Annotated in this window: 11 protein-coding genes; 4 read left to right on the forward strand and 7 right to left on the reverse strand. The window is 66.9% G+C overall.

The genetic code is table 11. The features are described 5' to 3' along the window. The first annotated feature begins 23 nt into the window (after positions 1-23). On the forward strand, positions 24-377 hold the full coding sequence (locus tag WD184_00535; GenBank protein ID MEX0825238.1) for a VOC family protein: 354 nt from the start codon (positions 24-26) through the stop codon (positions 375-377). A gap of 92 nt (positions 378-469) precedes the next feature. On the opposite strand, the gene carB is transcribed toward WD184_00535, so the two are convergent. Both carB and carA read right to left on the reverse strand, forming a co-directional pair. Beyond that, entirely contained in the window at positions 470-3691 is a 3222-nt protein-coding gene (gene carB / locus WD184_00540) for a carbamoyl-phosphate synthase large subunit (protein ID MEX0825239.1), read from the reverse strand. Next, complete coding sequence (gene carA, locus WD184_00545) at positions 3675-4844, reverse strand: glutamine-hydrolyzing carbamoyl-phosphate synthase small subunit (protein MEX0825240.1); 1170 nt, start codon at positions 4842-4844, stop codon at positions 3675-3677. Before carA ends, carB begins: the two co-directional genes overlap by 17 nt. 233 nt (positions 4845-5077) lie before the next feature. Here carA and sthA point away from each other — a divergent pair, with 233 nt between their 5' ends. Further along, positions 5078-6472 carry a Si-specific NAD(P)(+) transhydrogenase gene (sthA, locus tag WD184_00550; GenBank protein ID MEX0825241.1) on the forward strand — a complete coding sequence of 465 codons (1395 nt, stop codon included), beginning with the start codon at positions 5078-5080 and terminating at the stop codon, positions 6470-6472. A gap of 28 nt (positions 6473-6500) precedes the next feature. On the opposite strand, the gene WD184_00555 is transcribed toward sthA, so the two are convergent. The 3 genes from WD184_00555 to WD184_00565 all read right to left on the reverse strand — a co-directional run bounded on the left by WD184_00555 (position 6501) and on the right by WD184_00565 (position 8800). Next, the gene (locus WD184_00555; GenBank protein MEX0825242.1) at positions 6501-6659 is read right to left on the reverse strand and encodes a hypothetical protein; all 159 of its coding nucleotides are present in this window, start codon (positions 6657-6659) and stop codon (positions 6501-6503) included. Between the two features lie 69 nt (positions 6660-6728). Next, a complete protein-coding gene (locus WD184_00560) occupies positions 6729-7664 on the reverse strand; it encodes an ABC transporter permease (GenBank protein MEX0825243.1) in 936 nt (311 codons plus the stop codon). After that, positions 7661-8800, reverse strand: a complete 1140-nt coding sequence (locus WD184_00565) for an ABC transporter permease (protein ID MEX0825244.1) — start codon at positions 8798-8800, stop codon at positions 7661-7663. Before WD184_00565 ends, WD184_00560 begins: the two co-directional genes overlap by 4 nt. A gap of 147 nt (positions 8801-8947) precedes the next feature. On the opposite strand from WD184_00565, the gene WD184_00570 reads away from it, so the two are divergent. Beyond that, the gene (locus tag WD184_00570) at positions 8948-11056 is read left to right on the forward strand and encodes an AarF/UbiB family protein (GenBank protein ID MEX0825245.1); all 2109 of its coding nucleotides are present in this window, start codon (positions 8948-8950) and stop codon (positions 11054-11056) included. Between the two features lie 12 nt (positions 11057-11068). Here WD184_00570 and WD184_00575 read toward each other — a convergent pair whose 3' ends face one another. Continuing rightward, entirely contained in the window at positions 11069-11209 is a 141-nt protein-coding gene (locus WD184_00575; GenBank protein MEX0825246.1) for a hypothetical protein, read from the reverse strand. Positions 11210-11226: 17 nt separating this feature from the next. Further along, on the reverse strand, positions 11227-13248 hold the full coding sequence (locus WD184_00580) for a thioredoxin-like domain-containing protein (protein MEX0825247.1): 2022 nt from the start codon (positions 13246-13248) through the stop codon (positions 11227-11229). Between the two features lie 69 nt (positions 13249-13317). Here WD184_00580 and WD184_00585 point away from each other — a divergent pair, with 69 nt between their 5' ends. After that, positions 13318-14430, forward strand: coding sequence for a DUF222 domain-containing protein (locus tag WD184_00585; GenBank protein ID MEX0825248.1), 1113 nt, complete (start codon positions 13318-13320; stop codon positions 14428-14430). Positions 14431-14504 lie beyond the last annotated feature (74 nt).

Consider the following 14504-nt stretch of genomic DNA (forward strand, 5'->3'; position numbering starts at 1 on the left):
ATCGCTTTCCGTACAGTCCCCACATGATCAGAGTTGGCTCGATCGTGATTCGGGTGGATGACCTGGAGCGGCAGAAGGCGTTTTGGACTGCGGCGTTGGACTACGTGCCGCGCGAGGGTGATGACGACACGTTCGCTCTCCTGCGGCCGCGGGATGGCAAAGGGCCGAACCTTTCACTCGACCGGGTGAGCTCGGAGGTACAAGTGCCGCCACGAATCCATCTCGACCTGTATGCCGAAGACCAGGGGGCCGAGGTCGAGCGACTCATCGCACTGGGGGCCACCGAGGTGCATTGGGACAAGCGGCCGGCGGACGCCGACTACGTGATCCTCGCCGACCCCGAAGGCAACCGCTTTTGTGTGTTCGACGCGGGTTGAGGATCGCCGAGTCGCGTGGCGCGCCACCAGGCTCGCCATGACTACCTAGCGGACTCGCCAAACGCCAAACGCGAGCCGACCGGAGCGGAGCCCTACGCCCTCCACTCCTGCAGGCTCTTCACTTGGAGCACGTCAGCGGCGGCACCTTCGAGGGTGCGGGCGACGGCGAGGCCGCCGCGCACCGTGGTGATGCAGGGGATGGCGCCTGCTTGAGCAGCGGCGCGGATCATTCGGCCATCGCCGCGGGCCCGGCGTCCGAGCGGGGTGTTGACCACGAGGTCGACCTTGCCCTCCTGGATGAGAGTCACCGGATCCCAGGGGCCCTCGCCTACCTTGTCGACGTGCGCCGCGGGCACCCCCCGCTCGGCCAGGAAGGACGCGGTACCGGCAGTGGCGAGCAGACGGAATCCGCGCCGGGCGAAGATCCGGGCCACCTCGAGACCGGCCTCCTTGTCGCGATCCGCCAGTGAGAAGAACACGGTCCCCTTCTCGGGAAGCCGAACCCCGGCGCCCAGCAACGCCTTGGCGTAGGCAGTGCCGAGGTCGGCGGCGATTCCCATCACCTCTCCTGTGGCCCGCATCTCAGGCCCGAGCACGATGTCCTGTTCCGGGAATTTCGGCCAGGGGATCACGGCCACCTTCACCGAGACGAACCCCGGCACCTGCTCATCGGGCAACGGGAACCCGGCATCGCGCAATGACTGGATGCTCTCCCCCATCATCACCCGGGTGGCGAGCTTGGCGAGGGGCACCCCCGTCGCCTTCGAAACGAACGGGATCGTGCGCGAGGCGCGAGGGTTGGCCTCGAGCACCACGACATCGTCACCCCGCACCGCGAACTGGATGTTGAGCAGCCCGCGCACCCCGATGCCCTGCGCCAGCGCATCGGTGTAGCGGACGATCAGCTTGCGAGCCTCCTCGGACAGGGTCTGCGACGGAATCACACAGGCCGAGTCGCCGGAGTGGACACCGGCCTCCTCGACATGCTCCATGATCCCGCCGATCACCAGCTCCGCCCCATCGAACAGCGCGTCGACATCCACCTCGACCGCGCCTTCGAGGAACCGGTCGATCGCCACCGGGGCGCCCGAGGCGTCGACCTCCGAAGGCGCTGCCCCGTAAAGGCCGCGCAAGTATTCGATCAACTCGTCGAGGGTGTACACCACTCGCATCCCCCGGCCGCCCAGCACGTACGAAGGGCGAACCAGCACCGGGAAGCCGATCTGGTCGGCGACCTCCTCCGCCTCCCGCACCGAAGTCGCCTCGCCGTTGGGAGGCTGGGGCACGCCGATCTCGCGGCAAAGGGCCGAGAACCGCCGCCGGTCCTCGGCAGCATCGATGGCATCGGCCGAGGTGCCGGCGATGGGCACGCCGGCATCGGCCAGGGCACGCGCCAGCCGCAGCGGGGTCTGCCCGCCCAACTGCACGATGACCGCCTCGGGGCGCTCCCGCTCGATCACCGCCATCACGTTCTCGAAATCCAGGGGTTCGAAGTACAGGCGGTCGGACGTGTCGTAATCGGTGGACACGGTCTCCGGATTGCAGTTGATCATCACCGGCTGATAGCCCGCTTCGTGCAGCGCAAAGCAGGCGTGGACGCAGCAGTAGTCGAACTCCACCCCCTGCCCGATCCGATTGGGGCCCGACCCGAGCACCACCACCGTGCGCGGGCTCGGCGGGGCGGCCTCGTCCTCGTCCTCGAAGGTCGAATAGAAGTAGGGGGTCAGCGCCTCGAACTCTGCGGCACAGGTGTCGACGGTCTTGAACGTTGCCTCGATGCCCCATCCAGCCCTCCGGGCACGCACCTCGGCCTCGGTCAGACTCCAGAGCCCGGCGAGCCTGGCGTCGGAGATTCCCAGACGCTTGGCAGCCCGAGCCCCGTCTTCCGATGGGCCTTCTCCTTCCACCTGGTGGGCCAGCTCCTCCACCAGGGACATCTGGTCGAGGAACCATGGGTCGATCGCGGTCGCCTCCGCCAGCTCCGCCACCGATGCTCCCCGCCACAGGGCGGCCGCCACCCGCAGCAACCGGTCGGATCGCGGCAGCGCACAGGAGGCGACGAGTGCGGCAAGGTCGAGCTCGGCGACGCCGGCGACCCTGTCGCCGATCTCCAGACTGCGCATCGCCTTCTGGAGGGCCTCCGGGAAGGTGCGCCCGATCGCCATCACTTCGCCCACGCTCTTCATCGAGGTGCCCAGTGCGTCGTCGGTGTCAGGAAACTTTGCGAAGTCGAATCGAGGAAACTTAACCACCACATAATCGAGCGCTGGCTCGAACGAGGCCGGGGTCTTGCCGGTGATGTCATTGGCGATCTCGTCGAGGTTGAACCCCACCGCCAGCAGTGCGGCAATCTTGGCGATGGGGAAGCCCGTTGCCTTGGATGCCAGCGCCGAGGATCGGGACACCCGTGGGTTCATCTCGATCACGAGCCGCCGACCGGTCACGGGGTCGACGGCGAACTGGACGTTCGATCCGCCCGTCTGCACGCCGACCGCTTCGAGACAGCGGATCGCGTCGGTCCGCATCTCCTGGTACTCCGGGTCCGAAAGGGTCATCGCCGGCGCCACGGTGACCGAGTCGCCGGTGTGGACCCCCATCGGGTCGACGTTCTCGATGGAGCACACGATCACGGCGTTGCCCGCGCCGTCGCGCATTACCTCGAGCTCGAACTCCTTCCACCCGACCACTGACGCCTCGACGAGCACCTCTCCCACCGGCGACGCCGCCAGGCCGAGGGCGACTGCCCGATCGAGGGCCGCGGGGTCGGTCACGATCCCGGTGCCACCACCTCCCAGGGTGTAGGAGGGGCGCAGCATCAGCGGAAAGCCGACCTCTTCGGCGGCAAGGCGGGCATCCTCGATCGAGCGAACTGCCCGGGAGGGAGGGCACTCGAGCCCAACTGATTCCATGAGCTCGCGGAACCGGCCCCGATCCTCGGCAGCCTCGATGGCATCGAAGGACGCCCCGATCACCTCCACGCCGAGCCGCCCGAGCTCACCCGAACGATGCAGTTCGGCAGTGACGTTGAGGGCGGTCTGGCCGCCCAGCGTCGGCAGCAGTGCGTCGGGGCGCTCCTTTTCGATAATCGCCGCGACCACCTCGGAGGTGATCGGCTCGATGTAGGTGGCGTCGGCGAGGTCGGGATCGGTCATGATCGTCGCCGGATTCGAGTTGACCAGGATCACCCGGAAGCCATGGGCACGGAGTGCTTTGATCGCCTGAGTGCCGGAGTAGTCGAACTCACTGGCCTGGCCGACGACGATCGGGCCCGACCCGATCAGCAGGATCGAATGGAGGTCATCCCGGCGCGGCATGACCCGCCCCCATCAGTTCCATGAAGCGGTCGAACAGGCCGCGCGCATCGTGCGGTCCGGGTGCCGCCTCGGGGTGATACTGGACCGAGAAGGCGGGAACTTCACGGCACCGCAATCCCTCCAGCGTTCCGTCGTTGAGGTTCTGATGGGTCGCCACCACCTCACCGAAACGGCTCGTCACCGAGCCGGGGAGGCGATCCGGGCCTGGAAGGCCATCCGATGATCGCGGTGGAGCATCGACAGAGAGCGACCAGAGGTCGACGGCGAAGCCGTGATTCTGCGATGTGATCTCGATGCCGCCGTCGACCAGGCGCCGCACCGGGTGGTTGGCCCCGTGGTGGCCGAACGGAAGCTTGTAAGTCGTAGCCCCGAGGGCGAGCCCCATGATCTGGTGCCCGAGGCAGATCCCGAACATCGGCACCTTGGCCAAGAGAGCAGCGACCGTGGCGATCGGACCCACGAGCGGCTCCGGATCGCCGGGCCCGTTGGACAGGAAGACGCCGTCGGGCCCGATGGCCATGATGTCCTCTGGTGTCGCTCCCGCCGGTACCACATGGACGCCGCAGCCTCGGAGTGCCAACTGGTCGACGATGGCCCGTTTGATGCCGAAGTCGAAGGCGGCGACGGTCGCCCGCCGCTCACCCACCGGCGGGACGAAGTAGGCCTTCCTGGTCGTGACCGCGGAGACGAGGTCGCGGCCCGCCATGTCGGGCGATGACCGAGCGAGCTCTTTCAACTCTGCGGCATCGACGTCGGAGCCCATGGCCGCCGGCATGGCCCCTCGCTCGCGGACGTGCCGGGTCAACCTCCGCGTGTCGATCTCGGCGAGCGCGACCACCCCGGCGTCCGTGAGGTACTCGTCCAGTCGCCCGGTGGCGCGGGAACCGCTGGCGAGCCGTGACATCGAGCGCATCACGAGACCGGCGCAGTGCGGCCCACGTCCCTGGTCGTCGGCGGGGGTCACCCCGTAGTTGCCGATGTGAGGCGCGGTCATGACGACGATCTGCCCGGTGTAGGAAGGGTCGGTCACCACCTCCTGGTATCCGGCCATGGCGGTGTTGAAGACCGCCTCACCGACGGTCACTCCCTCGGCGCCGACCGCCACTCCCCGGAACTCGGCGCCGTCTGCGGTTACGAGTAGGGCGCGCCTCATCGCTTGCCGTCCGCTGATTGGGAAAAGGCCCGGACCGCCGCTCCGGCGAGCGGCTCGTCACCATCGATGTGGATGGCGCCGCCGATCGGTCACTCCCCCGTCGTCGTGGCCTCTATCCGGGGGCACGGTAGCAACACGCGCGTCGCGGAGAGGAGCACCCGCTACTCGTCGATCATGCTCGTCATTGGCGAAGGTCAGCGCCGGGCGTCGCGGCGGATACCCTGAGGCGAGTGATGGAGAGATACGACCTGGTGGTCATCGGATCGGGCCCGGCCGGCGAGAAGGCCGCGGCCCAAGCGGCCTACTTCGGGAAATCGGTGGCTCTGGTGGAGCGCGCCGCGCGCCTCGGCGGGGCCCCGGTGAACAGCGGCGGCATTCCCGCCAAGACCCTGCGCGAGACCGCCCTCTACCTGACCGGTCACACCCGTCGCCACTTGTACGGCGTCGGAATGGAGTTGAGCAGTGACATCATGCTCGACCGGCTTCGCAAGCGTTCGGCCGAGGAGTCGGAACGCGCCGGCGAAACCGTGCGCGTCAACCTGGAACGCCACGGGGTGGTGGTGGTGCACGGAGCCGGGCTTCTTGGACCCGATCACGCCGTGTCGGTCGCACTGGCCGGCGGCGGCAATGAGGCGCTACATGGCAAGGTGATCCTGATCGCCACGGGATCACATCCGCTCCGCCCGCCGAGTATTCCCTTCGACGACCCCGACGTAGAGGACTCAGACTCGATCCTTGCCCTCGACCGCATCCCCGACAGCATGGTGGTCATCGGAGGCGGACCGGTGGGATGCGAGTACGCGTCGATCTTCGGTGCGTTAGGGGTCGAAGTCACGCTCGTCGACATGGCCGCGCGGCTCATGCCCTTCCTCGACTTCGACGCGTCGGAGCAGCTCGCCGTCTGCTTGAAGGATCTCGGCATCGAGGTGTTGGTCGGGTCTCCGCCCGCCACGGTCGATCGCGTCGATGGCAAGCTCACCGTCACCATCGGTGACAGGGTGATGAGGCCCGGCAAGGTGTTGTTCGTCGCCGGGCGCAAGGGCAATACCGACGGTCTGGGGCTCGAGGACGCCGGGGTGAACCTCGACGACCGCGGGCGGATCATCGTGGACGCCGAGTACCAGACGACGGCGCCCGGGATCTACGCGGCCGGCGACGTGATCGGCCCGCCTGCCCTCGCCTCCGTCTCGGCTGAGCAGGGGCGGGTAGCGGCCTGTCACGCCTTCGACATTCCGTTCAAGGAGGGGGTCGACGAGTTGGCCCCGTCCGGGATCTACTCGATCCCCGAAGTGGGAGTAGTGGGGATGACGTCCGAACAGGCGGCCGCCGCCGGAATCGATTTCGAGGTCGGCCGCTACGACTTCTCCGAGAACTCGCGAAGCCGGATCGCTGGCACCACCTACGGGATGATCAAGCTGGTGTTCCGCCGCGAGGACCGCCGGCTCCTCGGCGTCCACATCGTCGGTGAAGAGGCGGCCGAATTGGTGCACATCGGGCAGGCGGTGATCCACGCCGGGAAGACGATCGACCAGTTCATCGACTCGACCTTCAACATCCCCACCCGGAGCGAGGCCTACAAGTACGCCGCTTACGACGGGCTGCAGCGGCTCCAGGGGCGGGACGCCTGAGTCATTCTTGCTGGTCGTGTCGGCCAGTTCAGTGCGGGGGAGGGTCGGCGTGGTCGAAGACGGCCGTGAAGGAGATCGGCTCGCCTCCGCGGATGTCGGCGAGTTCGGTGCAGATGACATGGCCGGTGAGCAGCGATGTCGAGTCCCGGCGATGGGAGGAAGTACCGGCCGGCAATGAACGCCGCACTGAACACCAGGGCAAACCCGATGAGGGCAACGAGAAGGTCCGTGGCGAGCGCGCTGCGCCGGACCGGCATCAGATCCTCCGCGAGCCCCGCCGCGGGTCGGTCACCTCGCGCAGCCCGGAGCTGATCATGTAGAAGGATGAGGCCAGCAACGAGATCGAAAGAGCCCCTGCCATCAGGGCGCTCCAGGGAACCGACGTCCCCAGCGCGGTCCGGTAGGTCAGCGCGTTGTAGACGAGGTTCCCGAGCCCGAACCGGTACTCGGCGATGCCGAGAAACTCGACGAACCCCTGGGTGACCAAGGCCCCAACCACTCCCGCCAAGACCACCACGGCCACGTGGGGGATCACGTGCGGCACCACATGGTGGGTGATGATCCAACTGGGGCTGCCACCCACCGAACGAGCCGCATCGATGAACGGCTTCTCCATCACGGACAGCGCACGGGACCTGACCACGATCGCCGCCGGGCCGAATCCGAAGAATAGGCCATAGAGCAGTCCCAGCGCGAGAGGCCCCAGCAAGCCTCGTTTGCTGGCGATGAGGAAGATCAGCGGCGGAGGCAGCAGGACGAACGCGTCGGCGACCTGAGTCATGACCCGGTCGTATTTCCCGCGGAAATACGCCGAAGACGTCCCGACCACCAGGCCGATCACTCCGGCGCTGATGGCCGTCGCCACCGCGACCAGGAAAGTGGGACGGAGGCCGAAGGTCATCAGGCTGAGCACGTCGCGGCCCAGCGAATCCGTGCCCAGGAGATGATCGAGCGTGGGGCCGGACGGATGGCTGATAGCCGGGTCGTGCCCGGTCTCCGGTCGATAGACCCCTTGTTTCGAAGACCAGATGGTGGCCTGGAGGACCGGATGAATGAAGGTGAGCACGGCGAAGACGGCGAGGATCGACACCCCGGCGACGACCATCTTGCTCTGCCGAATCTTCCTCCTGGTGTCGGCCCATCCTTCGATCTCGTGGTCGTATTCGATCTCGACCACAGGGTCGTGGGTCATGCCGCCTCCCCCTCGATGCGGATTCGGGGATCGATCGTTGCCTGGATGGCGTCTAGCGCGATCCTGAGCACCAGACCGAGCAGCCCGACGATCGTGAGTATCCCGATGATGATCGGCGTGTTCCCGGACTCGATCGCCTGGAAGAAGAGGCTCGCCACCCCGTTCAGTCGAAGCTCGCGTTCGATGATGATCAGGCCGGTGATCAAGTAGGGCACACTGGTGACCAGCCTCGAGATCGCCGGGAGCACCGCATTCGGCGCCACATGGCGGTCACGGATGGAACGCTCCGGCAAGGCCTTGGCCCGAGCGGTGAACACGTAGTCCTCGGTCATCTCCGCCGAGACCCCGGCACGCATCACGAGCATGCTCTCCCCGAATGCGATCAGCACGATGGCGATGGTCGCCATCACCGCACTGGGCCACAACAGCAGATCGATCGCCGCCGCCCAGACGCCGAGTGAGAGCAAGGACGTCACGAAGGCCGCCAGGCCGATCGGGATGGCGAGCATCCCCAGCACCCGGCGATCGTTACGCCGGGCCCATCCTCGCAAGAGGATGCCACCCACGAACGCCGCCACCAGCCCCACCGCGAGCACGTTCAACAGCGGCCCCTCCGGCACCGGGCCGTATGGCATCAGGTCGAGCCCGAACCACCCCCGGACCTGGAAGAGGCGGTCCGTGCCGAAGTAGATGAGGAGGAACACCAGCCACGGTGGGAATGCGGTGAACAACAGCACGCTCCCTGCGCTCGAGGCGCCGCTGAAGAAGCGGTTTCGGCTCCATGCCACCACCCGCCCAATCCACTCGCCGACCAGATACGCCACCATCCCTCCGACGGCGAAGATCGCCACGGTGGTCGGGAGCACCGACGCCACCAGCGTCGACACGCGTTCGCCGTCGTAGGACTCGCCGAGGTCGGCCCGAACGAAGTTCGCCATGTAGTCGAGCCATTGGACCACCAGGGGACGGTCGGTCCCCAAGTGCTCGCGGATCGCCTCTATCGCCCGTGGCCGCTGCCCGACACCTACGGCAAAGTCGAACGGCAGCAACAGGTTCACCGCGAAGAATGCGATCGAGGCGACCAACATCAGCGTCACCACGGCCCACAGAACCCGCCTGAGTACGAACCTCGTCACGAGGCGCCGGACGGTAACACCGAACACCAGACGGATGACTCCGAATGGAGTGACCGGCGGACTGCCGACGCAGGCACGATGAGATGAAGTCCTGGTGGGGGCTAGTCTCGCGGCGGCCTGACCCGGGTGGTGAGCTTGCGAGGAACCGTGGACGCTCCTTCCGCCGCAGGGGGTCCGATCCGGCGCGTGATGGCGGCCACCGATCGTTCCCCGACCGGCGACGCCGCCGCGACCTGGGCGGCGGCCCTCGCCAATCGTCATGAGGCTGTCCTCCGGCTGGTACAGGTGGTGGTCCCGCACCCCCCTACCGCAGAGATGGTCGCCGACGCTGCGGCCGGGACGAGTGCCCTGACCGAACGGGTCGACCTCCTCGCCGATCAACTCCGCCGCTTTGCCGCCGAGCTCGCTGGACCCCGGGGGGAGTCCATCGTCGTAGTCGATGACGATCCGGCGCGCGCCCTGCTCGAGGAGGCGCACCGGGCGGAGATCGACACGCTCGTGGTCGGCAATGCCGGCATGAGCGGCCGCAAGGAGTTCCTGCTCGGGAACATCCCCAACCGGATTTCGCACAACGCCACCTGCACCGTGATCATCGTCAACACCGCCGGCGCTGCGCAATCCCCTGGTTCGATCCCCACCCTCCCCGGGCTGCTCAAGCCCGATCCGGAGCCCGTCGAACCCCACCTGCTCGGCCGCGCCACCCACCTTGCCACGGTGATGGCGAAGCACGGGTTGCAGAGCCTCTTCGGACGCGGACCCGACGATCCGCTCGAGGCACAGCGGGCTCAAGCGCGCCGTCTCCGCACGGCCCTCGAGGAGCTCGGCCCCACCTTTGCGAAGCTGGGCCAGATCCTCTCGACCCGCGCCGACCTGCTTCCGCCGGTGTTCATCGAAGAGCTCTCGATGCTCCAGGACAATGCCCGACCGCTCACCGAGGAAGAGGTGGTCGGCGTCGCCGAGGCGGAGTTGGGTGTTCCTTGGGAAGACGTGTTCGACAGCATCGAGCGCCAGCCGATGGCTGCCGGCACGATCGCCCAGGTGCACGGAGCAGTCACCGCCGACGGACGCCGGGTCGTCGTCAAGATCCAGCGCCCAACTGCCCGCGAAGACATCATGCAAGACCTCGCGTTGCTCGAGGTCCTCGCCGAGAAAACCGAGAAGCGCCCCGCACTGCGCGAGGTAGTGGACATGCCGGCCGTGTTCGAACACCTTTCTGCTTCGTTGCAGCGGGAACTCGACTTCCGGAACGAGGCGGCCAACATCGAGCGCATGCGGCGAGTCCTCGAGCCGTACCCCCGGATCGACGTGCCTCAGGTCGATCATGAGCTGACCACGGAGCGCCTGCTGGTCATGGAACGGATCGAAGGGGTGGCGATTCGGAACGCCCCTGACAGCCCCGCCCGCAAGGAGGCGGCCCGCCAGTTGCTCGAGTCGTTTTACCGACAGATCATGTCCGAAGGCTTCTTCCACGCCGACCCCCATCCGGGCAATCTGATGTGGGCCGATGACAAGGTGTACCTGCTCGACCTCGGGATGGTCGGTTTACTCGAGCCGGACCTCCGTGAGCAGCTCATGCTGTTGTTGCTGGCCTTCTGGCAGGAGGACGTGAGCTTCCTCACCGATGTCACCCTGATGCTGGCTGCCGGCGCCGAGCGCGACGACCTCGATGTCGGTGCGATCGAGGCCGAATTGGGATCGCTGATGGCGAGGTATCGCGATGTACCCCTCAGCGAACTACAGCTTGGCCCAATCCTCCAGGAGATGACCGAGATCTCGATTCGCCACCGGATCCCACTTCCCGCCTCGATGACGCTCACCGCCAAGGCGATGGCGCAGATGCAGCTGGCGACCGGAGAGTTGGATCCCGACCTCGACCCGTTCGATGTGGCCGGGAAGTTCCTGATGCGGACCCTGACCGGGGGCATCCGCGAGAAGATCAACCCGCAGCGGATGTTCTATCAAGCCCAAAAACTCAAGGTCAGGGTCACCCGCATGGTGGAGGCCATCGAGCGCCTCGTCGGGGCGCGGCCCGGTCCTCGGATGAGGATCGACTTCGGCGCCGAGAAGCTCGAGGCGACCGTTCGTCGCGCCGGATATCGGCTGACGTTCGGCCTGATCGCCGCCGGTGCGCTGCTGGGCGCGGCGATCGCCTCGACCGCCGAGCGGACCTCTGACTGGCTCCCGGTGACTCTGGTGGTCACCGCGTTCGCCGTTGTGCTCGCCCTGGTGCTGGACATGCTCCGCCGTCGGGACTGACCGGCCAGGGGGTCAGCGGCGCGCCTTCTTGGTCGACTTCTTCAGCTTCCGTTCGGCGATCCAGACCAGCGCGGACATCCACAAGCCGACAAAGCGGCGTTCGATACGCCGCCAGATGGATCTGGGCGGCGGCCCCTGGTTGGTCCCGGCCATCGAGCGAGCCTATCCGGTCAGTCGGGATCGGGTATTCGGTACGCCACCAAGACCGCTTCCGGGCCGCCGGAAGCAACGACCACGGGAACCTCGAGGGCAACCTGATGCACGAGGCAGAGCTCACTCGACTCTTCCGTGCAGTAATACACCGTGAGCTCGCCGCGCAGGGTCGCTTCCCCGGTGGACCAGGTGACCGGGATCTCTAGCGGCAGCCCGGGCTCCACGATCGAAACGAGTGCGTGGTCGCCGAAATCGGCCGCGTCTCCCTCGACCGACCAGGCGATGGTCAAGGGAGCGATGTCGTTCAGCTTGTAGCCCGCCGGAAGCATGAGGTCGAGTACGACATGCCCCGCCCCGGGTCCGGCTGCCACCGCCGCCACCTCGAAGGTGGCCGGGCCCCCATCTGAGCCGGTGTAAGGGAAGCGCTCGATCCCATAGAACACCAGGGTCTCGGTTTCGCCGGTCGCCGCATCCACCCGGCGAATCACGTGGTTGTTCGTGTCGGCGACGTAGAGGGATCCGTTGGCGAACGAGATGCCTCCCGGCTCTGAGAAGCGCGGGTCCAGCCCGTCGGCCCAGCCCTGATCTCCGCCGGCGAGCGTGGTCACTGCACCGTTCGCTAGATCGATGACCCGCAGGGCTGAGTTGTAGGTGTCGGCGACGAAGAGCAATCCGTCGACGTGGACGACCCCGAGAGGATGCTGAAAGCGGGCTGCCGGTCCGACGCCATCGACCAAACCGAAGTCGAAGAGGTTGTTCGGCGTACCGGCCAGGAGACCCACCTCGCCGTCCGCGCCGGGGTCGGCCCAGCGGATCGACGACGACTCCGAGTCGGCGAAATAGATCCGCCCCGCATCATCGATGGCGAGCCCGCTCGGCTGGGCCAGCTCGGCGAAGAGGCGCGGGCCATTCAGCACGCTCTCACCTCCGGTGCCTGCAAAGGGGTCGAACCTGGCCGAACCCAGGTCCAGCGTCCATAGTTGGTGCGAGCCGGCCATTGCGATGTAGAGCACCTCGCCGTCCACCAGAAGATCCCACGGGGAGGAGAGCTCCACATCCGGGGCAATGCCCGAACGAGGTGGATAGGTCGAGGACTGATCCCCATTGCCCACCAGCGTCGTCACCGACCTCGAGGCGAGGTCGAGAGCACGGATCGAGTGGTTGCCGACGTCGGCCACCAAGAGGGTGCGCCCGTCATCGACGAGCGCCATCCCCTGTGGTTGGTCGAAGGACGACGTCGCGAAGTCACCTCCTTCGAGGCCACGCCCTCCGGAGCCGGCAACGTCGATGACCTCGCCGGTCTCCAAGTCGGCAACGACGATGCGATGGTGATTGGTGTCGGCAACGAACAGGCGGCCCCCGACAGGGTCGGCGAGAACCTTGCCCGGGAACGACAACACGGTGTCGGGCGCTCGCTCGACATCGAGGTCGATCGGGGTACGGTCTATTTGTCCTCGCTCGTCGAACTCCTCGACGAGCGAGTCGATCACGGGCTGGAAGATCGGGTAGATCCCCTCGCCGGCATGGCCACCCACGATGTTGCCGGCCGGGTCGATGAGCACGACGGTCGGCCAGGCGCTGGCGCCCCAATCACGCCACACCGCAAAGTCGCTGTCGTTGACCACCGGGTGCTCGAGCCCGTAACGCCGGATGATGTCGCGGATGTTCTCGGTGTCGCCCTCATTGGCGAACTTGGCACTGTGGACCCCGATCACGACCAACTCGTCGGCGTACTCCGCCTCGAGTCGCTTCAGGTCGGGGATGATGTGGATGCAGTTGATACACCCGTAGGTCCAGAAGTCGAGCAAGACCAGCTTGCCGCGCAGCTCGGCGAGGCTCAGGGGACGCTCGACGTTGAGCCACTCGAGACCGTCGGGAAACTCCGGAGCGGGCGTCGTGCCGGCGAACGATTCACCGCGGTCGATGGTCGTGACGGTCGTTTCGGAGGGCGTGAGGACGCTCTCCCCACCCCCACTCGAGCCGCCGCAGGATACGGCGACGAGGGCGAGGAGCGCGAAAGGTGTCAGGCGACGGGTCACGGTGGGAGCAACGCCGGGTGGCAATGGGGCGTTCCCATTCTTGTCACACCCAGGCGATACGTTGTCGGAATGTTGGGACTCATCGATCATCCCCTGAACGGGCCCTCTGCGCTCAGCGACACGGAACTGTTCGACGCGTACGAGCACGAACGCCGTGAGATCAGCCGGCACGAGGCCCGAGCCGCCAAGCTGCTTGCCGAGATCGACGAACGTCGTTGTTACCAACCCTACGGCTATCTCTCGACCGCCTCCTACGTGGCGGAGCGCATCGGCGACTCCCATCAGGCTGCCGCCGGCCGGGTACGCACCGCTCGCGCTCTCCGCAACATGCCTGCCACGGCCGAGTCGTTCGAGAGTGGGGATATCGGTCCGGAGCGGGTGCGCTGGCTGGCGAGGGCTCACGAGTCCGCTCCTGACGCCTTCCTCGAGGCCGAACCCTCCCTAGTCCGCAAAGCCTCCACCCTGACCGCGAAGCAATTCACTGGTGAGGTGGAGATGTGGCGTCGTCGCGAAGCGCTTGCCGTCACGGAGAACGAGGAGCGCGAGCGTTTCGCCCGGCGCCGCTTGTCCATCACCGAGACGTTCGACGGGATGATGCGCCTCGACGCCGAACTCGATCCGGTCTCCGGGGAGACGGTGCTCGCCGCGATCCAGTCACTCGCCGGGCCTGCCAACCGTGACGGCAACGACGGCCGCACCCCCGCACAGCGGCGGGCCGACGCCCTCCATGAGCTCTGCCGCAACCACCTCGACTCCGGCACGGCCCCGATCGTGGGCGGCCAGAAGCCACACCTCAATGTGATCGTCGATGTCGACACCCTCCACCAGGGAGTCCGGTCCCGTAGCGAGATCGGCGAGGGCCGGATGATCGGCCTCAAGACCATGGAGTTCTTCGCGTGCGACTCGAACGTGTGCCGGGTCGTCATGGACGGCCCGTCACGACTGCTCGATATGGGACGAACGGTCCGCACCGCGACCCCACTGCAGCTCAAAGCACTCGCAATCCGGGATCGGGGATGCGTGATTCCGGGCTGCGGACGGCCGCCGTCCTGGTGCGACGCCCATCACAAACTCCCCTGGGTCGAAGGCGGACTCACCGATGTCTGCGACATGTGCCTGCTCTGCCGACCGCATCACCTCGCAGTCCACCTGGGGTTTCTGGATTTACCGCAGTTGGAGTGAGGGCAGGATGCCTGGTTGCATAGGCGTCATCCGCCGGGGATGGTCGTTCATGCGTCAGCGGCAAATCTCGTGCC

This window comes from Acidimicrobiia bacterium (assembly GCA_040878325.1).
Lineage (GTDB): Bacteria > Actinomycetota > Acidimicrobiia > Spongiisociales > UBA11373 > JAUYIV01.

Coding starts and splice junctions, on each gene's coding strand:
- WD184_00535 (MEX0825238.1), top strand. CDS start 24: ATGATCAGAGTTGGCTCGATCGTGATTCGGGTGGATGACCTGGAGCGG.
- WD184_00585 (MEX0825248.1), top strand. CDS start 13,318: ATGTTGGGACTCATCGATCATCCCCTGAACGGGCCCTCTGCGCTCAGC.
- WD184_00575 (MEX0825246.1), bottom strand. CDS start 11,209: ATGGCCGGGACCAACCAGGGGCCGCCGCCCAGATCCATCTGGCGGCGT.
- sthA (MEX0825241.1), top strand. CDS start 5,078: ATGGAGAGATACGACCTGGTGGTCATCGGATCGGGCCCGGCCGGCGAG.
- carB (MEX0825239.1), bottom strand. CDS start 3,691: ATGCCGCGCCGGGATGACCTCCATTCGATCCTGCTGATCGGGTCGGGC.
- WD184_00560 (MEX0825243.1), bottom strand. CDS start 7,664: ATGACCCACGACCCTGTGGTCGAGATCGAATACGACCACGAGATCGAA.
- carA (MEX0825240.1), bottom strand. CDS start 4,844: ATGAGGCGCGCCCTACTCGTAACCGCAGACGGCGCCGAGTTCCGGGGA.